The organism is Helicobacter heilmannii (assembly GCF_001283065.1).
In the GTDB taxonomy this organism is placed as follows: domain Bacteria; phylum Campylobacterota; class Campylobacteria; order Campylobacterales; family Helicobacteraceae; genus Helicobacter; species Helicobacter heilmannii.
The window spans coordinates 317,708-340,942 of sequence record NZ_CDMK01000001.1; the positions used below are offsets into that span (position 1 = coordinate 317,708).

A 23,235-nucleotide genomic window follows, 5' to 3' on the forward strand; every position below is an offset into this window, starting at 1 on the left:
GCGGCATTATAGCGCAGCAAGATTTTTATTAGGCTTTTAATGCTAGAATGGGCGTTTTAAATTTTAGTTGATAGAAAAAAGAAGGATTGCTATGCGTAGATTGTTCTGTGCTTTGAGTTTGTGTGTGGGGTTTGTGGGGGCGGTTGAGAGTAAGGCGGGGCAGGCGGTGGCAGACCTCATTGACAAACAGATCCACAAAAAAGTCAATGTTTTGGAGGTGAAGTCCTTGAAGTCTAATAAAGACTTTCAGGTGGTGGTGGTCGAAGACCCCGACACGAAATATAAAATCCCCTTGTTGGTGAATAAAAACGGGGACTTGGTGATTGGTCTGACCAATATCTTTTTTAGTAAGAGCAAACAAGACACCGAATTTATTCAAGAGCTTTACCACAACACTCAAAGCTACAACTTCGCCCAACAAAACAGCGCGGCTTTAAATGCCCTTTTTGAAGGCTTGCCCAAGGGCTACGCCATCGATCTAAAATCCACCACCCCCGGGGTGAAAAAGAACCTCTACATCATCTCCGATCCCATGTGCCCGCACTGCCACCACGAATTGGAGCAGATCGACAAACGCTTGAAAGAAGCCAATGTGCATATGGTGCTTGTGGGCTTTTTAGGGCATGAAGCCATGCTCAAAGCCGCCGACATTTTAAAACAAGTCAAAAAAGCCCGCAACACCAAGGAGAAAGTGAGCTTGTTGCAAAAAGTCTATGCCTACAATTACAAACCCTCCGATGTCCCCGATGACAAAGTCCAAGAGGTGGAAAAGGTTACTAAAACAATTGAGGACACCAAGTTAGTCAAGGGCGTGCCCTTCATCTATGACTACCATAAAGCGGCCGGCAAGTAGTCTAGGGTGCAGGCAGTTTGTTTAGGACTGCTCGGCTATAGCCCCCCCAAAAAATATAAACTAGGGTGAAGAGCCCTAGCAAGCCCTGATACCACAAGAAGCCCAGCACCTCCAAAAAGCCGACTTGATCGTTGGCAAAGTTGAGCAAAATCAGCATTTGCGCCCCATAGGGGATCAACCCTTGAAACACACATGAGAAAATATCTAAGACCACCGCGCTCTCGCGCCGATCTACTCCAAATTTTAGGCTAATTTTCTTGCTAATTTCCCCCACAATCACAATCGCCACGGTGTTGTTTGCCACCGCTACATCCACCAAGCTCACCAACGCCGCGATGCCCACCTTCGCGCTCTTTGGGCTCTTGATATAACCCTCGATCTTGGAGATGATCCACGCCACCCCGCCCTCTTTATCCACCATGTAAGCAAGCCCGCCCGTAAGCAAAGAGAGCAAAAAAATCTCTTGCATGCTTGAAAAACCCTTATAAACTTCTTGCCCTAAAGAGAGCCAAGTAAAATGCCCTGCATACAGCCCGATCCCGCCTGAAAGCGCGATCCCGCTAAAGAGTACTAAGAAGACATTGACCCCCAAGAGTGCCAACACCAACACAAAAACATAGGGCAGGGTTTTGATGATTTCGTAGCTGTGGGGGTGGATGGGCGCGGGGTGGGTGGGTTGAAACAACAGCAAAATCAAGGTCAGTGCGCTAGCGGGCAGGGCGATGTAGAGATTGATTTTAAACTTGTCCTGCATATTCACATCTTGCGTACGGGTACTCGCGATCGTGGTGTCGGAGATGATAGACAAATTGTCACCAAACATCGCCCCTCCCATTAAAGCTGCCAACACTAACGCCAAAGACAAATGCCCTTCCTCAGCTAACCCTACGGCAATGGGCCCGAGTGCCACAATCGCCCCCACGCTCGTGCCAATGGCTAAAGAAATGAAGGATGCCATGGCAAAAATCCCGGCGGCTAGAAACTGCGCGGGGATGTAGGTGATGCCTAAATTCACACTCGCCTCTACCCCGCCCATCGCCTTGCTCACCACGGCAAACGCCCCGGCCAGTAGGTAAATCACGCACATGGTCATGATGTTCTTATCCCCACAGCCGGTTAAAAAATCGTTGAATTTTTTATCTAAACTTCCTTTAAAGAGCGCAAAGGCGGCCGCCACGCCTACCATCGCCGCCACGGGCCCGGGCAACTTATAAAAGCCCATTTTCACCCCGCTAAGCTCCAAATAAAACCCTGTGCCTAGATAAATCCCAATGAAAATCCCAAAGGGGATCAACGCATAAAAACGCGGGGTACTTTCCGGCTCATTCGTCATAAAAATCCTTTAATTGTTTGCTGATCGCTTCTAGTCGTTCTTTGGCTGTGTTGTGGTTAGCCATAAAATCCTTGTGAGCGTGTTCGTTCGTGTGGTTTGTAACGCAGAAGATGCCAAAACTGGGGATTTGGTAAGCCTTGGCCACGCACAACACGCTAAAAAACTCCATGTTTTCTAAGAGAATGCCCGCGTGGCACATGGCATGAGAAAATCCACGGTCTGTATGTATATAATTGCTGCTATTGACAAGGGCTTTAGGCAGGTTTAAGGTTGGCATCTCTTGCGCTTGCACGCCATTGTTTAAGGGAGTGTAGCTGTGCTCTAGGGTGAAACTCTCTTCAATCTGCGTGGCTTGGTGGCTTGCAAATAGACTTAAAAAAGGGGTTTTGGGGTCATAACTGCCAGCCGTACCTACAAATACAAGCACTTCAGGCTTTTCAAGCAAGCACAGACGGCTTAAATTGAGCGCACTTTGCACTAAACCCACACCCACACTCTTAGCCCAAGCAAAACTCTCTGTGTTACCAGCACACACAAACACACAAACCCCTTTTTAATGAAATCGAGCCCTTAAGCTAGCCCATGTTAAAATAGCTAAAAGTTTTTAAAGTGAAATTATGGCACTTTTGGGGCAGCATTTTCTGCACGACCCACACTATTTAGAGCAGATCTTGCAATCCATCCCCCACGCCCACTTTGCCGATACCGTGCAAGTCGTGGAAATAGGGGTTGGCTTGGGAGATTTGACAAGCCGACTGCTTAGCAGGTTAGAGCCACCCAAAAGTTTGTTAGCCTACGAGGTGGATACCCGTTTAGCCCAAAGGTTAAGACCGGTTTTAGGGGTACTGGCGGGGCGTTTAGACTTGGTTGTGGGCGATGTGATGCAAAACAAAGGGTTTACGAATGGAGAAAAGAAACAAATTGGGGGGCTTGAGGTTTCTCAATGCGCTTTTTTACACCCCAAGCCCTATTTTTTGGTCTCCAACTTACCCTACTACATCGCCACACCGATCATCACAAAATGTCTTAGAGATGCCCTTTGCATGGGGATGGTGGTGATGGTGCAAAAGGAAGTGGCGTTGAAATTTTGCGCCACGACAAATGAGAGCGATTACGGGGCTTTGAGCGTTTTAGCTTCTAGCGTGTGCCTTGAGCGCACATTGTTGTTTGAAGTCCCCCCGCATGCCTTCAACCCGCCCCCAAAGGTGCAATCTGCCGTGATGCGCCTGCTCAAAGCCCCCGCCAGCCAGGCCAAGAGAGGGTCCATGCCACTTGCTTTTTTAGAGAGCGTGCTTAAAATCTGTTTTCAAGCGAATCGAAAAACCCTTTTTAACAACCTTAAAAAAACCTACCCCGTGGCGCAAATCCAAGAGTTTTTCACCCAAAGAGGGCTTGAGCTTTCCGCCCGCCCCCACCAAGTGGCTTTAGCTCACTATGTCAGTTTGGCGCAATTCTTTCACAATTTTACACACAGGACAACCCATGGAGAATAATCCCTTTAAAGACAACCCAGCAGAGGGCCATCACGAAAACAAGCAAAATCATCAGAATCACCAAAACGAAACTCCTCCCAACGAACACAAAGAAACCCAGGAACCCCCCCAAGGTCATGCGCCCCAAAACCATAAAAAGCCCCATAAAAACCGCTTCAACAACCGCATCAAGCAGGGCAGGGGCGCGCTGAGTAAAAACAATAACCCCCAACAAGAGCAAAGCGGGGCAAAAAGCATCACCAAAGCCAACGAGCGGGGCAATTTGGGTTTTCATAAAGAGCTCAAACAGGGTGTGGAGGCCAACCATAAAATTCATATCAACCACCTAAACCCCCACTATAAACTAGATTTAAATGTCAAGGCGCGGGTGAAAATCACGCCTCTTGGTGGCCTTGGTGAGATCGGGGGCAATATGATGGTGATTGAAACCATGAACCAAGCCATCATCATTGATGTCGGGATGAGCTTTCCTAGCGAGGACATGTATGGTGTGGACATTTTGATCCCAGACTTTAGCTATTTACACAGCATTAAGGAGAAGATCGTAGGGGTTTTGATCACCCACGCTCACGAGGACCACATCGGGGCAGTGCCTTATCTCTTCAAAGAATTGCAATTTCCCCTTTATGGCACGCCCCTAAGCCTTGGCATGATTGGCAATAAATTTGATGAACATGGGCTAAAAAAATTCAAAAGCTATTTTAAAATCGTGCAGAAACGCCAGCCGATCCAAATTGGGGAGTTTCTCGTGGAGTGGATTCACATCACACACTCCATCATAGACGCGAGTGCGCTCGCAATCCAAACCAAGGTGGGTACGATCATCCACACAGGCGATTTTAAGATTGACCACACCCCCGTAGACAACATCCCCACCGATCTCTACCGATTAGCGCACTATGGCGAGCAGGGGGTCATGCTGCTTTTGAGTGATAGCACCAACTCTTATAAGCCGGGCATTACGCCCAGTGAAAGCAGTGTGGGGCCCGTGTTTGAAAACCTCTTTAAAAACGCCAAGGGGCGGGTGATCATGAGCACCTTCTCTTCAAACATCCACCGCGTGTATCAAGCCATCCAACATGCCCTAAACCACAACCGCAAGGTTGCCGTGATCGGCCGCTCTATGGAGAAAAACCTAGACATCGCCAGAGAACTAGGCTATATCCATTTGCCTTCAAAAACCTTCATTGAAGCGCACGAGGTGGAGAAACACCCCGACCATGAGGTGTTTATTGTTACGACCGGCTCGCAGGGAGAAACGATGAGCGCGCTTTATCGCATGGCCACAGATGAGCACCGCCACATCAGCATTAAGCCTAGCGACCTCATCATCATCTCGGCTAAAGCGATCCCGGGCAACGAGGCGAGCGTTTCAAGCATTTTAAACCTTTTAATGAAAAAGGACGCACAGGTCGTGCACCACGCCTTTGATGTGCATGTGAGCGGACACGCTGCTCAAGAGGAACAAAAGCTCATGCTGCGCCTCATCAAACCTAAATTTTTTTTGCCCGTACACGGTGAGTACAACCATGTCGCTAGGCACAAGGAAACGGCAATCTCTTGTGGCATCCCTGAAAAGAACATCTATCTCATGGAGGATGGCGACCAAGTGGAGGTGAACCCTAATTTCATGCGCAAGACCAAGAGCATTAAAAGCGGGAAAAGCTATGTGGACAACACGAACAACACCAGCATCGCCGAAAAGATCGTGCAAGAGCGCCAAGAAATCGCCAGCGCGGGACTATTAAGCGCGGTGCTTTTCATCTCCAAAGAGGGGCAGGATTTAATGCCCGCTTCCAAGCTCACAAGCCTTGGGATTGTGGATATGCAAGAGGAAAGGGCGTTTTTAAAAGAGTTGCACGGGTCGCTGAGTCTTCACATCAAGGCCTTGCGCCAAGACACTTTGAGTAATCATAAATACCTCGATGAAAATGTCCGCAACTTTTTAAGAAAAGCCCTATTCAAGCACACCAAGAAATACCCGGCGATCGTAAGCCATGTGTTTGTGAGCTAAAGATGAAGGCATGGGTTTTGGGCTTAGTGGTGACGGCCAGTTTGAGCGCGGCGGAGATGAAAATGCACACAATTTACTTAGCGGGGGGGTGTTTTTGGGGTTTGGAGGCGTATATGGAGCGCATTTATGGGGTGAAGGACGCGGTGGTGGGCTATGCCAATGGCAAAAGCGAGACCACCAACTACCAAGAACTACACAACACCGACCACGCTGAAACCGTAAAGGTGGAGTTTGACCCCTCTAAAATCAGTTTAGATAAACTCTTGCTCTACTACTTTAAAGTGGTCGATCCCACGAGTTTAAACCAGCAGGGCAACGACAAGGGGCGGCAATACCGCACGGGCATTTACTACATAGACAAGGCCGATGAGCCCGTGATCGCCAAGGCTTTAGCGCATTTGCAAAGCAATTACAAAGAGAAAATCAGGATCGAGTTAGAGCCTTTAAAAAACTTCGTGGTGGCAGAGGAATACCACCAAGATTACTTGAAGAAAAACCCCAGGGGCTATTGCCACATCGATCTAAAAAAAGCCGATGAAGTGATCATCGACCCCAACGATTACCACAAGCCCACACAAGAGCAACTTAAAAAGAGGCTTACCGACCTACAATATAAAGTTACCCAGGAGAGCCACACCGAACACCCCTTTGACAATGCATACAACAAGCTCGACAAGCCGGGCATTTATGTGGACATCACCACCGGCGAGCCCTTGTTTCTCTCCACAGATAAATTTGATAGTGGTTGCGGATGGCCCGCCTTCTCTAAACCCATTGCAAAGGATGTCGTGAACTATGCCAAGGACACGAGCCATGACATGCTGCGCATGGAGGTGAAAAGCCGCGTGGGGCACGCACATTTAGGGCATGTCTTTGAAGATGGACCCAAAGAGCTAGGGGGACTGCGCTATTGCATTAACAGCGCAGCCTTAAAGTTCATCCCCCTAGAGGACATGGAAAAAGAGGGCTATGGGGCTTTAATCCCCGTGCTTAAAAAAGCCCTGCTAAAAAAAGAGGTGCGTCAATAATGGACTACGCCCGCCTTGCCACCCAGAGCCTAGATTTAGCCATTGAGGCGCTGCAAAACGCCAAGAGTGGCTTAAGCCAAGAGCGGCTTTTACCCATTGTCAAGCTACTGGGCAACGCCCCTCTTGTGGTGGTGATGGGGGTGGGTAAGAGCGCACACATTGGGCGCAAAATCGCTGCTACGCTCACCAGTACAGGCACCAAGGCGGTGTTCTTGCACCCCACAGAGGCCGTGCATGGGGACATGGGCATTGTGGGCGAAAAAGACGCGATCTTAGCGATCAGCTATGGAGGGGAGAGCGTGGAGCTCTTAGAGGCCCTGCGCTATATTAAATGCACGGGGGTGGTGGCGATGAGTAAACATAAAAATAGCTCATTAGCCAAGAGGGCAGACCACCACTTGGAGCTTAAAATTAGCAAAGAAGCTTGCGGGTTTAATTTAGTCCCAACCACCTCCACCACCCTAAGCCTAGCCCTAGGTGATGTCTTGGCGGTGTGTTTGATGGCGTATAAAAATTTTAGCAAAGAGGATTTTGCCAAGAGCCACCCGGGGGGGTTACTGGGTAAAAAAATGCATTTAAGGGTGAAAGACATTTACCGCACCACTAACTTACCTCTAGTTAATGCCAATTGTTGCTTGCATGAGGCCTTGTTGGAGGCAACCGCTAAGGGGCTGGGCAATGCGCTTTTGGTGGATGGAGGGGGGCATTTGGTGGGGGTTTTAAGCGATGGGGACATCCGCCGCGCCTTGTTACACCCAGAGGGTTTTGATCTCAATGCCCCAGCCAAAAACTACGCCACCTTAAAGCCCAAAACCACCACCGACTTAGACATGCTTGTGGTGGAGGCACTAGAGCTCATTGAGCAAACCCAAATCTCACTCTTAGTGGTGTGTGATAGTAAAAATCAAGTCTTGGGGGTTTTGCACCTACACACTCTACTGAGTCTAGGTTTAGGGAGCTAAAGTGTTTGAGAAGTTAGAACTCATCATCAAAGACATCGAAAATGCCAAAGAGGAAGTGGAGCTCTTGCTAAGGATCGCCCATTTGAGTTTGAGCGATTTTATTTTGATGAAGCGGGGGAGTTTGGACATCCCCCCCACTTTGGACATGGCATTTTATACACAGATTGGCGAAAGAGTGGAGGAACTAAAAGATGCCATCAACGCCCTCAACAAATACAAACGAGAAATGTTGGTTTTTTAAAGGAATTTTATGTGCGGAATTGTGGGCTACTTGGGGCTTGGTGAGAAAAAAGAGCTGTTGATCCATGGCTTGGAGGAGTTGGAATATCGGGGCTATGACAGCGCGGGGCTAGCGGTGCTCAGTGCTCATAAGCCCATCTTGCATCTCTTTAAAGTGAGCGGTAAGGTGCAGGCCCTGCAAGAAAAGGCGCGCGATTTTAAATCCAGCGGGTTAGGTGTGGGCATCGCGCACACCCGTTGGGCAACGCATGGCAAACCCACAGAGGCCAACGCCCACCCGCATGCTTACCACTCAAGTGCTGTGGTGCATAATGGCATCATTGAAAACTTCGCCCCCTTAAAAGCCCAGTTGCAAGCCAAGGGGCATATTTTTTCTAGCCAAACCGATAGCGAGGTTGTCGCCCATTTGTTTGAGGACGCACTAAGCCACGAAACAACCATCAACGCTAAAAGTGCGCTCAAAGCCTTTAAAAGCACCATCGCCCAGTTGGAGGGGGCGTATGCGATCTTGCTCATCTGCGATAAACTCCCCACCTGCATTTTTTACGCCAAACAAGGCTCGCCTCTGCTCATTGCCACAGGTGAAAATGGGATTTATCTAGCCAGCGCGCCCAGCGCATTAGTGGGTAAAGCTAGCCACATGGTGCGTTTAACCGATGGAGCACTTGGGGTGCTTCAGGCGGATAAACCCCTGTGCTTAGAAAAGCTGGGCAAATTAGACGAAGTCCCCACAAACAGCCAGCAGGGCGATAAAGAGGGCTTTAAAACCTATATGGAGAAAGAGATTTACGAGCAGGGCAAGGTTTTAACCCTGCTTGGGCGCTTAAGCCCCAAGGGCGTTAGCCTAGAGTTGCCAGAAGGGTTTTTAGAGGGTGTGAGCTGTGTGAGCATCAGCGCGTGCGGGACGAGTTACCACGCTGGACTTGTGGGTAAATACTTGATTGAGAGTTTAGCCGGGCTAAAGGTGCAGGTGGAGCTAGCCAGTGAATACCGCTACGCCCAGCCCGCCACGCTAAAGGGCGAGCTCTTCATCGCTATCTCACAAAGCGGGGAGAGTGCGGACACCCTAGAAGCACTCAAACTTGCCAAGGCTCTAGGCTTAAAGACACTAGGCATTTGCAACACCCAAAGCTCGAGCATGGGCGCGCTTGTTGAGGCCATGCTCTTAACCCACGCGGGGTTAGAGCGCTCTGTGGCCTCCACGAAAGCATTTGCTAGCCAAGTCTTGGTGCTGTGGCTCTTGGCTTTAGAACTTGCCCACTTAAGGGGGACTTTAGAGCCCAAGGAGCAAGAGGCGCACCTACAAGCCCTAAACACCAGTTTAGGGGCGATGCAAGAAGCCCTAAAGGCACATGCCCAAGTGAAGAAACTGAGCCAAGAAATCACTAAACGGGATTTAAAGGGGTATTTTTTCATAGGGCGGGGGGTGTTTTACCCGCTTGTGTTAGAGGGCGCGCTCAAGCTCAAAGAGATCGCCTATGTGCATGCCCAGGGGTATGCAAGCGCAGAGATGAAACACGGGCCCATCGCTTTGGCTGATAGTACCCTGCTAAGCACGACTCTACTGCCTAAAAACCTGCTCTTTGCCAAGAATTTAAGCAATGTGGAGGAGTTAAGTGCCCGCGATTCGCTCATCTTCGCCCTAAGCCCCCTAGAGGTCGCGCCCGCCACCTTTTACTTAAGAACCCCGCCCTACCCGCATTACATGAACGAGTTTTTCTACATGCTGGTGCTCTTACAGCTCTTTGCCCTAGAGATGGCGCAACTTAAGGGGCTGGATGTAGATAAGCCTCGCAATTTAGCTAAAAGTGTCACCGTTGAGTGAAAATATCCCCATTTACATCATCCATTTAGAAAGCTCCTCTAGAGACATTGCGCCCTTGCTGTGGCACTTAAACTATCTTTTAGAAAAAACCCCGCATAAGGGCTTTTCTATCAAGGTGTTTAACGCCATCCACGGGCACACCGACTACCAAAACAAGGGCATCACCCACACCCACACCCACCCCGTCTTCAACGACTTTAGCCCGCATTTACCCGACTTCAAAGAGGGTTTAAGCCTCATGCGCCTTGCCTTAAAAAGCCGGGTGAATTTTCAGAGTTTCGGGCAGTTGGGTTGCTTTGCCAGCCATTATTTGCTATGGCAAGAGTGCGTGAGATTGCAAAAACCCATTATTGTGCTTGAAGACGATGTACTCCCCACCTTTGACTTTTTTGAAAAATGCGCGCTGGCTTTAGAGAGTCTGCAAGGCAATAAAACCCAAATGGTGCGCCTTTTTGCCCTCTACTTTAAACGCCACCGCCTGAAAAAATCTAAGGGGCATTACTTTGATCAGCTCTTTAGCCCTGTGGGGGGCATGGGCACCCAGGGCTATATCTTAAGCCCTCTTGGGGCGCAAAAACTCTTAAAGAGTTGCCCCAAGCAGTGGGTTTTGCCCGTGGATACCTATATTGATGCCTACTACACACATAAAGTGCCCTGCCTCACTTTAAAAGGCCCCGCCCTCTTTGTGGATGAACTTGCCTCGCAAGTCCCACACGCTAGCATCGATTATTTCAAGGGCAAACTAAAACTCTTCTCCTATCTTGTGCGTGTGTGCAACTACGCGCTCAAGTGTCGGCTCTTTGTGCAACACTTGCTCTTTTCATTTTTAGCCCGCAAGGCCTAACAGCCAATGCTTAGGCGGGCAGAGAGCATGAAGTCCTCTTTGGCTGGGGTGCCTTGGGTTTTAAAGCGGGTGGGGACGGGGCTGGGGTAAAAGTCTAAATGCTGGATATGGCATTCTTTCTTGAATTGTTTGCCCATCCAGCTTGCTTGTTCTTGGGCTTTTTTAATCAAGTCTTGGCGCAATGCGCCCCAGTCGATCTCTTCAATTTGAGGGTAAAGGGCAGGGGTGCTGGGTAAAATCAGCCCGCTTTTATTGGTGGTTTTAAAGATTTCTTCCTTGAGGGTGTCGTAATCGCTGCGTTTGTTGGCGGGGATTTTGCAATCCATCACGCCCTGCAGACTATATCCGCTGATCTCTTGCTTAGACCCAAAGGCATAGTAGGGGTGCACACTGTAAGTGGCTTGTTGGCATAAATGGCTCTTTTGGGCAAGTGCATTGATCTCCTGAAAGCCCTCTTTGATTGCCTTATCTTGCTCAGGGCTTAGGGTTTGGCTTTTTAACAGCTCTTGGCTTGCGCCAAAGACAAAATGCGCGCTGTAGGTTTTGGGGGTCAAGACCTGTGTACTTTTGATTTGCATGCTGATACTGCTCTCTTCTCTTTTATGATGCTGGCCTAAAATGAAGCGTTCAAAACTAAGGCCACCAATGAACACGGCTAGAAAAAACACAACAATTAATGTACCTTTGATATACCTCATTTTTTTCCTTTACTTTTGAGAGATTTGGACCTCATCTAAACTTTTAAGTTGCTTTGTAATTTGCTCCACCTCTTCTAGGCTGTAGTGGTCTTTGATATGTTTGACAATCTCTTGAACAAGGGGTAAATTTTCAGCAGGGACTTTTTCTAGGGAGATGTTGTCCGTCTTATTGGTCAACACACTGCGGTGGACATGCATTTTGAGCACAATCCACTCAATGTGGCGCATCACATGGTTTAAGCCCACCTCTAACTCTTGGTTGTTGTCCGCACTTTTATGGCTGTCCTTCACAAACTCTTCAAGCACCTTTAAAAACTCCGCAAAATGCGTGTTGATGTCCATACTCAAACGGGTCACCTCCACGAAGGCGGTGGCGAGATTGTTGATTTCTTCTTCAAACCCGCTAAAGCCGCTTTTAATGTTGCTCACCTCTTTAGCCACCCTTTCGGCGAGTTTGCGGATTTCATCGGCGACCACGGCAAAGCCCCGTCCATGTTCCCCACTTCTGGCCGCCTCAATGGCCGCATTGAGTGAGAGCATGTTAGTCTGCTCAGCGATGTCGCTGATGACATTGGTCACTTGCATGATGAAGTCCATGTTATTTTTGAGCTCGTCCATGGCTGTATTGATGTTTTCACAGCTGGCGTTAAAGTTGTCTAAATCGGTGTGGATACCATGGATCTCCTTTTGGCTTTTTAAAGAGCTTTGCTCGATATTTTGGGCAAGCTCTTTGTTCTCTACGCATTGCTTGACCCGATTGGATAGCTCAGCGAGTACCTCCAAAATGCCCTTAGCCCCCCCACCCATTTCTGCCAAATGCAGCACAATTTCACTATTATTTGTTTTAATGATCCCTTCCACATGGGATTTGGCATGGGCGGCGTATTGCTTGAAAATCCCCCGATACCCCTCCTCAAAAACATTTCGATAATCCTTACCCTCTTTGGCCGCCTCTACACACGCATCCATTTCTCTAAACACCGACTCTACCTGGTCTAAAAAGTCGTTTAAGTCGTGCATGGCCTGGCTACAGGGGCTTTCTTCATCAATGCCAGTCAAGCGGCACTCCAAATAACCATCTCTAATCTTGGCAGTAAATTCTTTGAGCTTGTCTAAAGAGGTGTCCTGACTTTTGAACCATTTACACATACATGCATCCTTTAGAGGTGCTGGAGTTGGTTGACCCACTGGTCATAATTGCAATGTTGGGCGGCTAAAAACTCTTGAAACACCCGTTCGCTCTCCCTCACTCCGCCCTTATGTTCAGCTTCTAGCAAGCGGACATAAAGAGGGATGACCACCTCTAGGGCTTTTTTATTGGGGGCGCGGCGCACGGAATAATAGCCGATGGTGTTGTTTTGTTCATCGATGGAAGCGGTGACATTGGCAAAGACCCAGTAAAAATGCCCATCAAAGGTCTTGTTTTTGATATAGGCAAAAAGCTCTCTTTGTTTGATGATGGTTTTCCACATGAGTTTAAAGATCAAGGCGGGCATGTCTGGGTGGCGGACAATGTTATGCGGCTTGTGTAAAATATCCTTTTCACGGCAGTTCAAAATTTCTAAAAAAGGTTTATTGGCGTAGGTGATGTTGCTCTTCGTGTCTGTTTTAGTCACTAAGAAATAATCTTTATCGACCAACTTCTCCATAACTCCCCTTTCAAAAAATGTAACATTAAACTAAAACATTAATATTCTAACATTGATTCTATCTAAAATTGATTATCGTTAGGTTTTAACAACCCCCCCTCCACTAAAAACCGCGAAGGTTCATAGACGGCCTTTTTGATTTTATCCTCCTTGGCGTAGGACAAATATAAATGGTCTTTGGCACGGGTGACCGCCACATAAAACAGCCGCCGCTCCTCCTCTAAGCTCCCGCCTTGTTTGGCCAGCTTGGTGTTAGGAAAGCGCCCCTCCATTAGGTCGATCACATACACCGTGTTAAACTCCAGCCCCTTACTCGCATGTACGCTTAAAAGCTGCACCCCGCTGCCACTAGCCATCTCTTTAGAGCCTAGCACCATCGCGTGCAAGAAGTCGCGCAAACCCTTATAACTTGCGGCAAGCTGCACCAACAAATCCACCCTTTGCTTGATCTTGGCTAGGGCACTCTCGCATAGCTTTTCATCCACCCGCCCATCCTTAAGTTTAGCGCGCTCTCTAGCTAGGCTCTTAGCGATTGCACCAAACCACGCTGACCTGGCGATGTGCGCGAGGCTATGCGCGGGCAGCCTTGGACTATGGGTTTTGCACAGCGTGTAGAGCTGGTCCAAAAAGCTGGCAGCGGCTTGGCTGAGCTTGGGGTGGGTTAAAAGGGGGTGGCCTTTAAAGGCAGGGCTCACTTGATGGGTGGGGGTGGCTAGGGGCAGAATGGATGCAAACAAGCCCATTTGGGGGCGTTTAGCCTGTGGGTAGGGGTTTTTGTTGTTGGGCTTTAGCAAGCCCTGCAAGCTGTTGCCATCGCCTAAAATTTGCAGGGCCAAATAAAGGTCTCTAGCCAAAGCGTTTCCAATCCCGCTGCCATAGCTTAGCACTTGCATGGTCGCCATCATGTCCTTAGAGTAGCTCAAAAAAGCGCAGGTGTCTAAGAGCAATTTCACCTCTTTGGTGTCAAAAAACCCCACCCCCCCCTTGCGCCTTGAGGGCACACCTAACTCTCTTAAGGCGGCTTCACACCCCTCAGCACTGGAGTTGTTTCTAAACAAAATCGCCACATCTTCAAACCCTCCGCGCTTGGCGATGTGCGCCGCGATGCCCTTGTATTGCGCAAACAGCTCGCTATATTGCAATAAAGTGGGGATGGAGGGGTTGGTGGCCTTCACCACTTCTAATTGCTTGGGGTAAATACGCGGATTGTTCGCGATCACTTTATTGGCAAGGCTTAAAATCGCCCGGCTAGAGCGGTAGTTTTTTTGCAGGGTGAAGACTTGGGCTTGTTGGTACTTAGTGGTGAAGTTGCTGATGATAGAGATGTCCGCCCCATTGAAGGCGTAAATGCTTTGATCGTAATCGCCCACACAAAATAAGCTTTGGGGGCGCAAAGCATCTAAAACCGCATCTTGTAAAGGGTTAGTGTCTTGGTACTCATCGCACAGCACCTCTATAAAGGCGGGCGGCTTGTTTGCCATCGTGTCCTTGTAGCGCAACAACAAGTCGTTGTAATCTAGGTAGTTTTGTTCGCGCTTGAGTTCGTTAAAAAGCTCTAGGGCGCATTCGTAACGCTCAATGTAGTCGGCTTGTTTGGCGTTGCGCTGTGTCAGCCACTGGGCAAAACTCTCTTGACTTTGGGCGTTGATGTAATAAGAATGCAGGTCGTATAAATGGTTTGCTCCATAGGCATCGTCTTCTTTGATTTTGTGGTCCTGCTCTAAAATGCTTTTGAGCAGAGTTTGCATTTCTCTAGGTTGCTTGAGGCATAAGGTGGGGTCAGTGGCTTTTAAGTAGCGGTAGGCTACGGCATGGAAAGTCCCGGCTTCAATGTCTGCGGCTTTGCTGGTGTGCTTAGCAAGTCTGGCCTTCATCTCTTGGCTAGCTTTGTTGGTGAAGGTAAGTAAGAGGATTTGCTTAGGATCAACGCCGCTTTCAAGCAAATGTAAAATCCGCCCCACAATGGTGGAAGTCTTGCCCGTGCCCGCCGAGGCGATGACGAGATTCGCCCCTAGGGGGGCTTTGGTGGCTTGCAGTTGCTCTGCGTTTAAACCCACTAAGTCAGCTCTTTGATTTTGTCTAAAATTGCTGTAGCGCGTAGCTTTAAGAAGTCTTGGTAACTCTCCAGTACTTTAGGGTCGCTTATGTCGATTAAATGGGTTTTGAGACTGTCTTGCAAGTGGGGGTTCTTGGCTTGAAACTCGGGGATATAGATTTTTGGGGGTTTGTCTTTGATCTCTTGGTTAAGCTGTGCGCTTAAAAATGCCATGTTGGCGATTGCGTCGGGGTTTTGCTTGGGAGCAGTGTGCCTTAAATGGTTTTTGGGGAAGAAGTGGTGTAAGTTGCGCTTTTTAGTGCGCTCCATGTCCTCGCTTGCAAAAAAATTATCCAACATCACTTTACTATTGTTGTCAAAGTTGCAAGGCTCAAGGCTTGCCAAAACGCATAAAACCGCCTTATGTAAAGTGTTACGGGAGCTAAATTTCTCAACCACTAAGAAATCAGGTGCAAGGCTTAGGGGCAATTCCTTGGCTAAGTTAAGGGGCTTTTGGGCATAAATGTCTGCCACAAAGTCTAATTGTTTCAGCAAGTCGGTGCTTTTGTTGCTGCCAAAAAACATCCCCCTAAATAAGAGCTGCCTTAGATGTTTGAGTTGCGTAGCGTTGGGGCTTTTACTCCCACTCAAGGCATAAAAACAAGCCATGAGCAAAAAAGAATGGATGGAGGGCAAGAAGTCAAAAGAGGGGATTTTAAAATCGTGCTTAAGCAAATGGGCGGCGTGGGCAAAAGCGGAGGCTAAAGACTCCCAATTTTCCCACACCTTTTTAGCATCCAATTTTAAAATTGTGGTTTTTGCAATCCTTTTTTTAGGGGTTGGACTGTTCTGGTGTAAAAAATAGGACATCAATTGCATCACCGCCATGGGTTGATCAAAGTCATAATTTAAACGGCCCAAGTCAGCACGCAAACCCTTCATGGACTCTTGCAAATCAAAGCCGGGATCGGTGATGATGGTTTGGCTTTCATCTGCTGTGGGGGCTATGTAAAATTTGGCGCATATCATGGCAAAAATGGAAAACTTTGTCCCTCCCGTATTGACCCTTGCAAACATTTCAATGGCCGTATCCAGTGGGGCGTTGGTCACTTCAATCACGGGCAAGCGGTATTTAACAATTTTCTTTTTAAATTCCTCAAAGTACTCTGTGGCTTTGGCACTGAGCTTGTATTTTTGTTGCACACCCACAATACTTAAGCTGATCAAATCATACACGCTCACCGCCACTTCGCCAGTTGCAGCTTTTGAATCGCGTACAAAACAAAAGTCTTTATCCTCGTCCGCCTCTAGCCTTATCATGATTTCTTGGTAATCGTCCATCACCCGTGGGTTACGCCGCACTTGCAAGCCCTGATACACTACAAATAAAGCACTCATGCGCTGTTGTCCATCCAGCACATAGCAAATTTCTCCAGACTTGGGTTCCCTTAAAAAAATATTCCCAATCTCCTTACTTGCTTGTAGCCGTTCTTTTGTCTTCCACACCAAGAAACTCCCCGTAGGAAAACCCCGAACAAGACTATCAATAAACTTAGCCACCTGCTCTTTTTTCCACACAAAATCCCTTTGGAAATGGGGGATTTTGTACTCCCCCTCAAGCAAACAATGGATCAATTCGTGGCAATCTTTTTCGCTGTAGTTGCAAAAAAAATCTTCACAATTTAGCATGCCCTACTTCTTTAAATTGATCGCTTCTTTCACCAAGTCATCGCCTGTAGTGAAGGCTTTGGCGTTCATAGAATAACCCCTCTGCATTAAAATTAAATTTGTAAGGGAGCGTCCGGCATTGACATTGCTCGTTTCTAGATATTTGTGCATGACCTTGCCGAATTTCAACTTGCCATCATCGCGGTCCCAGCCTAAAATGGGGTTACCGCTCAAAGGGGAAGCCCGCCCATTCCTTGTAACATTGGTGATGTCAAAAAGATTGCTCCCCACTTTACGCAAGCCCTGATCATTGGTGAACGCCGCGATGCCCACCCTCCCCATGGTTTCAATCGCCCCATTGCTAAAGGCCAAGTGGATCACCCCATTGTCATCGATGCGCATGTTTTGCAACAAGCCTTTAGGTTTGCCATCTTGGGAGATTTGGTAGATTTTAGAGTCTTCATAGGGTACATCGCTGGATTGGTAGTCCTCGCTCTTGGCAAGGTTGTAGGTCAAGGGACTGCCCTTAAAATTTAGGGTAATGGGCTTGGCTTGCATTTTGCCGTCTTTGTCAAAGGTGATCGTTTGGCGCACGCTTTGCGGGGTGATGGGGAGTTTTGAGCGCATTTCTAAAATCGAACTCTCTACATCCCATTTTTCTGTGGTGGGGGGGGTTGCCATCGGGTCTTTGGAATTGGTCATAAAAAAATCGCTTTTAAGCAAATACTTATCCCCACCCTTATCGTAAATCTCGGCGGTGGTGCTGTAAAAGGGGATGCGGATGCCCACAGAATCGCGGGTTTCGCCTTTTTTAAGGATCATCCCGCTGGCTGTCCAGCCCAATTTGTCCGCCATAGGTCCTCCGATAAAAAGCGTGGCTTCGGGGTCTGTGGGGTTTTTAATCTGTAGCATGAGGGGGGATTTGAGCTGATCTGGCTTGCTCTTGGCGATCGTTAAATCTAAGTTGGCTTTGGTTTTTAAGAGATTTTTTAGATCGCCCAAAGTATGAAACTCGTTTTTTTCAGGCCCGCCCGTGCCGTATTTGAAGGTCAGATCCTGCGCCATGTCGCCCTTGACCATCATGATCTCCAAATTGCGGTGCATGGCTAAATCCAGCGGCTCATTGTCGTCATTGGCCAAAGCGTTCGCGTCTTGGTTTAAAAACCGTTCGTTGATGATTTCGCCGTCTTTGTTTAAAAAATACTCTTCAGCGGGGCGGACATGGTTTTTGGCGTTTAAATTGATGCTCATGTCTACCTTCGTGGTCAACACGGGTTGGTATTGCACATCTCTGGGCAGATATAGGGTGCTAAGCTTCCCGCTTTTTAAAATTTTAGCCTCTTCATCGGGGTTGCCCGCCACCAACACCCCATTTTTAATCTTGTGTAAATCCACCCCATAGACATAGTAACCATGCGCATTGACAATGTAGCCATCTGCATCCCTTAAGAAGTTGCCATCCCTTGTAAAAAAGTTCTCTTGCGCTTGTTTATAGCCATCCTTATTGATCTCTAAGCTTCCGTTTTTATTCGGACCCACGATGAACCACCCGCTCCCCTGATAGGCCATGTTAAACTCGCTGTCGCTGGGCATATACTCGCCATCCTTGTCTAAAATGGCGTTGCTCCCCTTAGTCACTCCAAAGTTGCGATCATCGGCGGTTACATTGGTCGAGCCCAAAGTGTCTAAATGGGCAGAAAAAAGAGATTTAAACTCAGGGATGTTCTCTCGATAGCCCACGGTGTTGATGTTGGCGATGTTGTTAGACAGGCTATCTATGCCAAATTGGTGTGTCTTGATGCCGGAATAGGCATTGAGTAAGGTGTCGTTCATGCAAAACTCTTAGAAGTTGGGTTAGTGTGCGTACTGGCTTGCTCTAAAGGATTAGGGCGGTGCGTGTGTGGCGCAATGCTGGCCGCGTTAGTTGTGCTGGCTAGGCTGGGGCGTGGCCCTTGGGTGTGGGTGGCGGGCACATTTAGCGGACTGTTATTGGTGCTGTGGGGCATAGAACTTAGGGGGTGGTTTAGCCCGCTATTTTGCGCTGTGTGTGGGCTATGAAACCCATTTGGCGCGTGGGCGGTGTTTGGGCTGTGGGTTTGGGCGGTGGCTTGTGGCATGGTCGGGTGGCTTTGCGTATTTAGCGGGCTGTGCGCTTGGTTTAGCCCGTGATTTTGTGTTGCGTTTTGTGCTGCGTGGGGGGCGTTTAGTGGGCTGTGCTTTAGGTTCTGGGTGTTTAGCTGTGGGCTGTGTGAACTTTGGGTCTGGCTGGCAGTGGCGGTTTTAGCAAGACCGGGCAGGTTTAAATTTGTGGGTTTGGCCGCTTGTGTGGGGGCGGTGGGCTTGGGGGTGGCTTTTTCGGGCACAAAATGCACGGCGTTTTCTCTTTGTTCTTTCTCCCGTCTGGTGGTGTTCTTGTCGTAAAACTCTAGGGCACTATCCATGGGCAAGACCATTTCGCCCATGCGCAACATCGGTTTGCCCTTTTCAAACACCACGCTTTGCACCTCGCCCCTGCCGATGCGGGTGTGTAGATATTTGTTGCTTGTGGGATCTAAATTGTATTCAGCAAAGACCTCATAAGTACCCGGGGCGACTGGCTTGCCCTGATCGTTTAAGCCGTCCCACTCAAAGCGCACATACCCCCCCTGCCCCTCCTTGCTTTTGAGTGAGAGGGTGCGGACTAATTGCTTGTTCTTGTCAAAGATTTGCACCCCCGTGTTGCCCTCGCTGTTTTTAATGGGTTCATCAAAGTAGAGCGAAAACTCCACCTTGCCCTTAGTAACATTGATGCCCTTGACATCGGTTTCGGCGATCTTGCCAATCATGGACACGCTATTAAACCCACTCGCCTGTGTCATCGCTAGGTTGCTCTTTAGAGTGTTGTCCACGCCCTGATCTAGGTGGTCTAGAGTGTCTTTGAGCTTGCCTTGAAAGTCCTTTAAGGATTTGTTGGTGTCCCTCGTAGATTGCATGGCATCGGCGACTTCTTTCATCGCCTTTTGGTTCTCCTCTTGCATCTCCACTTGCGAGAGTTGGGCGGTTTGGCTGATGATTTTATCCGTTTCCATCGGGGCGGTCGGGTCTTGGTTTTTGAGTTGCTCCAAAAAGAGTTTCATGAAAGCATCTTTGTCTAAGCCATTGGCGATCTTAGACTCGTGCTTTTTTTTCTCCATCGCCGCCTTTTGCCCCGTAACCTCGGCTAAATCAATGGGCATGCCATCCTCCAAAACCTAAGAATTAAGCCCACATTATACACTAAGAAACCCTAAAGCTTGTAGAATATAAAAATAGAAATCAAAGCGCATTTTGCCCCATTTTACTTTACAATACGGCTTAAAGGCAATACAAGGCAGAAAATGTTGATTCTTTACAGCACCGAGCAATACCACCCCTTGCAAACGGGGCTTGCCAGCGCAGATTACGGGCTCACCTACGCCCTAGCCAAGGCGGGGCATAAGGTCTATTGCATCACCAGTAACATTTATAGGGACAAGCCCATCCATAGAAACGGGGCAAAGCACAAGGTTAAAAGCGGGGCATTAGAGCGCATGGCCCTAGAAATCGCTCCAAATCTCTTTGTCCTCGAATTTGCAATTGTCCCGGGCAAATTTTACGGGGCGTGGGAGGGCGAAGTGCAAGACTACCAAGACTTCGTGAAAAATTTTGCGTGTGATCTACTCATCACTTCGGCGATCTTGACTTGGACAAGCGACTGTGTCTTTGACCTGCTCTCCCAATGCCACGCCAAAAAGAAAATTTTAAGATTGCATGGCGAGCGGGACTTGATGCAAGGCTATCCTAAATCGCTCAAATTTGCCCTCAAAGATTGGATCAGGCGTTTATGCTACAGCCCCGAGCATTACAAGATGTATTCCTATATCCCGTGGCTTAGAGCCAAACTCAAGCAACAGATCAAGATCTACGATTGTGTGTTTTTCTTGCATAAGCGTAGCCACGCCCACGACTTTCTACTGCCCTATTGCAAGCGGGTGGAAATGTTGCCCAATGGGGTGTTTGAAAAGGACATTTGCCCGCCAAAAACCCTGGAAAGCGCGCTAAAATCCCACAACCCACAACCCACAACCCACAACCCACAACCCACAACCCACAACCCACAACCCACAACCCACAACCCACAACCCACAACCCACAACCCACCCTTTTGAACTCTCCTTACTTGCTCAATGTTTCCAATTACTACCAAGAAAAGGGGCAGGACTTTGTGCTTCAAGCCTACTACCTTAGCCAAACAACAATCCCCCTTGTCTTTGTCGGCTCTTTAGAGCAGGGGACCACTTTAAGCGATTTAAAGCAACTCAAAGATCAGCTAGATCGCACCTATGGGGCTAAAGAAGTGCATTTTCTCTACCAAGTGGAGCGCGCCCGTGTGTTGGAGCTGTTTAAAAACGCCACGCTGTTTTTGCACGCCAGTCTTGAAGAGTGCTTCCCGATGGTGATTTTAGAGAGCATGCAATATGGTGTGCCCTTCCTGTGCACCGATGTGGGCAATGTGCGGGAGCTATGCGCCCAATTAATCGTGCGCACCCCCCAAGAAATGGCAGAGAAAATCGATGCTCTTCTAAGCGATCCTACCCACTACAATGCCACCGCAAAAGAGCTGCACACAAGAATCCAAGAGTACACCTACGAGCGCATCATCGAGCAGCTCTTGCAGGTGTAGGTCAAGGGGTTTTAAGCTCCACATTCCACACTTAAAGTTCAAATTTTGATGAGTGCTCATGGTGGAGCGATGAAAATGAGGGCAATTTTGGCGGGCACTATACGCCCGCTCCCTATCTTGGCTCAAATCCTTTTAAGCGCTTCTAAGCTAGAACAGGTCTTAGAGCTGGGAACAAAGCATTGCTTTTGATGAAGCCTATCTTAACCACTTGGGTTTTTCTCTCCAAGAGAGCCACAAACTCACCAAAAGCCAAATCATTGATCTTGCGTCCCAAAGTCTAGCCATAGCCTTCAGGTTTAAATCTTCAATGAAAGTAGTGGTGTACTAGCTAAACCATGGGCAAGCTTGTAGAAAAAGTCTGTTCTCAGATTTTTGATTTTTCTATAGCAACCTAGCAAGCCTTCATCTAGCTTTTAGGCGGTTATCAAGCACGCCACTTCANNCTGCTTGTAGGCGATTAACATGAGGATATTATACACAACATCAGTGATATTTGAGAGCATGCGCCTTAATCCGCCTAGCTAAAGCTAGGAGGTTTAGGGCGCGGTTGCTAAAGTTGCATCAAATTGGGCTTGTTGTTTGGCAGATTCTCTAGCCTGTGCCTGCATTTGCTCTCTGAAGTGCTCTTTAGCTAGGGCTTGTTGGGCCTAGGGCACTTATACCGCTAAAAGTACTATTCACGCTGTTTTGTGCACTCAAGAAGGTGTTTTGTAGGGTGTTGTGCGATTTGTATGGGCTTGGCCCGCTTGCATCATCAAAGCTAAAGCCCCCGCCCAGTGCCTATATCTTCTCGCATTGAACTTCTTTAGGCTTTGGGGGGGGAGTGGACCAAGAGATCACACACACGCCCCCAGCCCCTACGGTAACTTGAATGTTATTGGTGCTTCTGATCAAATACCAGCCCGAGTGCGTGAAACCCATACGCCCCGGGCCATCTACACCCCCATCTCCCCCATTCACACTTAAATAACCCCCAAAACTCGTTACACCCCCCCGATTAGGGCCACTATCTTGGCCTACCCAGCCTTGCGCAAACACAAAGTAATACACATCAGCAAAGGGGGGGTAAAGACTCTACTAGTTGTGAAGGTGCGGTTTTGAAAGTCAAATCCGTAATCATTCTGTCGTTTCTCAATGCACGCCATTTGGGTTTTAAGTGCGGCGATCTCTTGCCCAGTTGGGTTAGATTCGCCCACCAGCTCACCAAGCAATGTGACTTTAAATGTCCTAAGGTCTTCTCTAGCGTTTTGTAATTGGGTGGGGATGTCGCCATATCTGCTTCTTACTTCGATTTCCACTTGTTCTAATTTGGCCATGGCTGCTTCATTATAGGCTTGCAGCTTCTCTTGGCGGTTTTGGTTATAGGTGGCAAGTTTAGTGTGTTGTTGGCATTGTAAGCTTCTAGCTTTTCTTAGACATTTTGGTTATAGCTATCTAGCTTAGCCACATCGTTAGCATCGTAGGCTTGTAGTTTTTCTGTGGCGTTGTTGTCGTAAACATCTAGTTTCTCTTCGTAGTTTTGGTTATAGGCTTGTAAATTATGCTCTAAATTGCTCTTAGTGGCTTGTAAAGCTTGCTCAAGTCTAAAAGCTTGGCATCTGTGGTGGCTATGGTGCTTCTAGCTAGAGCCTGCAAGAGATCACGGATTTTCACCATCTCTTTCAACTGGTGCTCCATACTGCTTAGCTTTAAGCCCATGTCGTTGGTGAAGCTGTCGATGTTTTGTTGAGCTTGTAGCAGTTGAGCTGTGGTGGTCTGCTCAATGTGGGTTTGGATCGCTTCAATCTCAACTGTGATCTTCTCTTGCAAATGCGCTAAATCGGTGCTAATATCCCTTTCTCTGGTGTTTAGGCTGTTTAAAGCCGTTTGCAAATTTTCTCTAAGCGTGCCCAAACTATCTGCGGCCAACTCT

Annotated in this window: 21 protein-coding genes; 10 read left to right on the plus strand and 11 right to left on the minus strand. The window is 48.3% G+C overall.

The genetic code is table 11. From position 1 onward, the window contains the following. The first annotated feature begins 91 nt into the window (after positions 1-91). Positions 92-853 (plus strand): DsbA family protein, encoded by a 762-nt coding sequence (locus AOG36_RS01585; protein ID WP_015106022.1) that lies wholly within the window; start codon positions 92-94, stop codon positions 851-853. Between the two features lies 1 nt (position 854). Here AOG36_RS01585 and AOG36_RS01590 read toward each other — a convergent pair whose 3' ends face one another. Next, a complete protein-coding gene (locus tag AOG36_RS01590) occupies positions 855-2,186 on the minus strand; it encodes a Na+/H+ antiporter NhaC family protein (RefSeq protein ID WP_015106023.1) in 1,332 nt (443 codons plus the stop codon). Next, positions 2,176-2,727, minus strand: a complete 552-nt coding sequence (locus tag AOG36_RS01595; protein ID WP_015106024.1) for a nucleoside phosphorylase-I family protein — start codon at positions 2,725-2,727, stop codon at positions 2,176-2,178. Before AOG36_RS01595 ends, AOG36_RS01590 begins: the two co-directional genes overlap by 11 nt. A gap of 76 nt (positions 2,728-2,803) precedes the next feature. On the opposite strand from AOG36_RS01595, the gene rsmA reads away from it, so the two are divergent. The 7 genes from rsmA to AOG36_RS01630 are packed head-to-tail and all read left to right on the plus strand — an operon-like array spanning position 2,804 to position 10,592. Then, positions 2,804-3,679: a 16S rRNA (adenine(1518)-N(6)/adenine(1519)-N(6))-dimethyltransferase RsmA gene (gene rsmA / locus AOG36_RS01600; RefSeq protein WP_015106025.1), complete on the plus strand. Its 876-nt coding sequence runs from the start codon at positions 2,804-2,806 to the stop codon at positions 3,677-3,679. Next, positions 3,669-5,693: a ribonuclease J gene (locus AOG36_RS01605; RefSeq protein ID WP_015106026.1), complete on the plus strand. Its 2,025-nt coding sequence runs from the start codon at positions 3,669-3,671 to the stop codon at positions 5,691-5,693. Before rsmA ends, AOG36_RS01605 begins: the two co-directional genes overlap by 11 nt. Positions 5,694-5,749: 56 nt before the next feature. After that, entirely contained in the window at positions 5,750-6,721 is a 972-nt protein-coding gene (msrB, locus tag AOG36_RS01610; RefSeq protein ID WP_231850697.1) for a peptide-methionine (R)-S-oxide reductase MsrB, read from the plus strand. Further along, the gene (locus AOG36_RS01615) at positions 6,721-7,683 is read left to right on the plus strand and encodes a KpsF/GutQ family sugar-phosphate isomerase (protein WP_053825392.1); all 963 of its coding nucleotides are present in this window, start codon (positions 6,721-6,723) and stop codon (positions 7,681-7,683) included. The genes msrB and AOG36_RS01615 overlap by 1 nt, the downstream gene beginning before the upstream one ends. Position 7,684: 1 nt before the next feature. After that, positions 7,685-7,924, plus strand: a complete 240-nt coding sequence (locus AOG36_RS01620; protein ID WP_015106029.1) for a DUF2443 family protein — start codon at positions 7,685-7,687, stop codon at positions 7,922-7,924. A gap of 9 nt (positions 7,925-7,933) precedes the next feature. Then, positions 7,934-9,748 carry a glutamine--fructose-6-phosphate transaminase (isomerizing) gene (glmS, locus tag AOG36_RS01625; protein WP_015106030.1) on the plus strand — a complete coding sequence of 605 codons (1,815 nt, stop codon included), beginning with the start codon at positions 7,934-7,936 and terminating at the stop codon, positions 9,746-9,748. Then, complete coding sequence (locus AOG36_RS01630; RefSeq protein WP_015106031.1) at positions 9,732-10,592, plus strand: glycosyltransferase family 25 protein; 861 nt, start codon at positions 9,732-9,734, stop codon at positions 10,590-10,592. Before glmS ends, AOG36_RS01630 begins: the two co-directional genes overlap by 17 nt. Here AOG36_RS01630 and AOG36_RS01635 read toward each other — a convergent pair. The 7 genes from AOG36_RS01635 to flgD all read right to left on the minus strand — a co-directional run bounded on the left by AOG36_RS01635 (position 10,589) and on the right by flgD (position 19,857). Then, positions 10,589-11,290 carry a hypothetical protein gene (locus AOG36_RS01635; protein WP_053825393.1) on the minus strand — a complete coding sequence of 234 codons (702 nt, stop codon included), beginning with the start codon at positions 11,288-11,290 and terminating at the stop codon, positions 10,589-10,591. The two genes, AOG36_RS01630 and AOG36_RS01635, sit on opposite strands and share 4 nt — an antisense overlap. A 9-nt stretch (positions 11,291-11,299) precedes the next feature. Beyond that, positions 11,300-12,439: a methyl-accepting chemotaxis protein gene (locus tag AOG36_RS01640; protein ID WP_015106033.1), complete on the minus strand. Its 1,140-nt coding sequence runs from the start codon at positions 12,437-12,439 to the stop codon at positions 11,300-11,302. An 11-nt stretch (positions 12,440-12,450) separates the two neighbouring features. Continuing rightward, entirely contained in the window at positions 12,451-12,939 is a 489-nt protein-coding gene (locus tag AOG36_RS01645; protein WP_015106034.1) for a PAS domain-containing protein, read from the minus strand. Between the two features lie 62 nt (positions 12,940-13,001). Beyond that, positions 13,002-14,996 (minus strand): ATP-dependent helicase, encoded by a 1,995-nt coding sequence (locus AOG36_RS01650; RefSeq protein WP_015106035.1) that lies wholly within the window; start codon positions 14,994-14,996, stop codon positions 13,002-13,004. Beyond that, complete coding sequence (locus AOG36_RS01655) at positions 14,996-16,663, minus strand: DUF262 domain-containing protein (RefSeq protein WP_015106036.1); 1,668 nt, start codon at positions 16,661-16,663, stop codon at positions 14,996-14,998. Before AOG36_RS01655 ends, AOG36_RS01650 begins: the two co-directional genes overlap by 1 nt. A gap of 3 nt (positions 16,664-16,666) precedes the next feature. Further along, on the minus strand, positions 16,667-18,475 hold the full coding sequence (locus AOG36_RS01660) for a flagellar hook-basal body complex protein (protein WP_015106037.1): 1,809 nt from the start codon (positions 18,473-18,475) through the stop codon (positions 16,667-16,669). After that, the gene (gene flgD, locus AOG36_RS09300) at positions 18,472-19,857 is read right to left on the minus strand and encodes a flagellar hook assembly protein FlgD (RefSeq protein WP_015106038.1); all 1,386 of its coding nucleotides are present in this window, start codon (positions 19,855-19,857) and stop codon (positions 18,472-18,474) included. Before flgD ends, AOG36_RS01660 begins: the two co-directional genes overlap by 4 nt. Before the next feature lie 141 nt (positions 19,858-19,998). Here flgD and AOG36_RS08475 point away from each other — a divergent pair, with 141 nt between their 5' ends. Further along, positions 19,999-20,808 carry a hypothetical protein gene (locus tag AOG36_RS08475; protein WP_156294626.1) on the plus strand — a complete coding sequence of 270 codons (810 nt, stop codon included), beginning with the start codon at positions 19,999-20,001 and terminating at the stop codon, positions 20,806-20,808. Continuing rightward, on the plus strand, positions 20,703-21,323 hold the full coding sequence (locus AOG36_RS01670; protein ID WP_202903436.1) for a glycosyltransferase family 4 protein: 621 nt from the start codon (positions 20,703-20,705) through the stop codon (positions 21,321-21,323). The genes AOG36_RS08475 and AOG36_RS01670 overlap by 106 nt, the downstream gene beginning before the upstream one ends. Before the next feature lie 1,016 nt (positions 21,324-22,339). Here AOG36_RS01670 and AOG36_RS01675 read toward each other — a convergent pair. Together AOG36_RS01675 and AOG36_RS01680 are read right to left on the minus strand one after the other, a co-directional pair. After that, positions 22,340-22,639 carry a hypothetical protein gene (locus AOG36_RS01675; protein ID WP_015106044.1) on the minus strand — a complete coding sequence of 100 codons (300 nt, stop codon included), beginning with the start codon at positions 22,637-22,639 and terminating at the stop codon, positions 22,340-22,342. Between the two features lie 229 nt (positions 22,640-22,868). Next, entirely contained in the window at positions 22,869-23,231 is a 363-nt protein-coding gene (locus tag AOG36_RS01680; protein ID WP_053825394.1) for a hypothetical protein, read from the minus strand. Positions 23,232-23,235: the final 4 nt, after the last annotated feature.

Bases quoted from the DNA above. Each gene is read 5' to 3' on its own strand.
- AOG36_RS01585 (WP_015106022.1), top strand. From the start codon at position 92: ATGCGTAGATTGTTCTGTGCTTTGAGTTTGTGTGTGGGGTTTGTGGGG.
- AOG36_RS01590 (WP_015106023.1), bottom strand. From the start codon at position 2,186: ATGACGAATGAGCCGGAAAGTACCCCGCGTTTTTATGCGTTGATCCCC.
- rsmA (WP_015106025.1), top strand. From the start codon at position 2,804: ATGGCACTTTTGGGGCAGCATTTTCTGCACGACCCACACTATTTAGAG.
- AOG36_RS01605 (WP_015106026.1), top strand. From the start codon at position 3,669: ATGGAGAATAATCCCTTTAAAGACAACCCAGCAGAGGGCCATCACGAA.
- msrB (WP_231850697.1), top strand. From the start codon at position 5,750: ATGAAAATGCACACAATTTACTTAGCGGGGGGGTGTTTTTGGGGTTTG.
- AOG36_RS01615 (WP_053825392.1), top strand. From the start codon at position 6,721: ATGGACTACGCCCGCCTTGCCACCCAGAGCCTAGATTTAGCCATTGAG.
- glmS (WP_015106030.1), top strand. From the start codon at position 7,934: ATGTGCGGAATTGTGGGCTACTTGGGGCTTGGTGAGAAAAAAGAGCTG.
- AOG36_RS01635 (WP_053825393.1), bottom strand. From the start codon at position 11,290: ATGAGGTATATCAAAGGTACATTAATTGTTGTGTTTTTTCTAGCCGTG.
- AOG36_RS01640 (WP_015106033.1), bottom strand. From the start codon at position 12,439: ATGTGTAAATGGTTCAAAAGTCAGGACACCTCTTTAGACAAGCTCAAA.
- AOG36_RS01645 (WP_015106034.1), bottom strand. From the start codon at position 12,939: ATGGAGAAGTTGGTCGATAAAGATTATTTCTTAGTGACTAAAACAGAC.
- AOG36_RS01655 (WP_015106036.1), bottom strand. From the start codon at position 16,663: ATGCTAAATTGTGAAGATTTTTTTTGCAACTACAGCGAAAAAGATTGC.
- AOG36_RS01660 (WP_015106037.1), bottom strand. From the start codon at position 18,475: ATGAACGACACCTTACTCAATGCCTATTCCGGCATCAAGACACACCAA.
- flgD (WP_015106038.1), bottom strand. From the start codon at position 19,857: ATGCCCATTGATTTAGCCGAGGTTACGGGGCAAAAGGCGGCGATGGAG.
- AOG36_RS08475 (WP_156294626.1), top strand. From the start codon at position 19,999: ATGTTGATTCTTTACAGCACCGAGCAATACCACCCCTTGCAAACGGGG.
- AOG36_RS01675 (WP_015106044.1), bottom strand. From the start codon at position 22,639: ATGGCCAAATTAGAACAAGTGGAAATCGAAGTAAGAAGCAGATATGGC.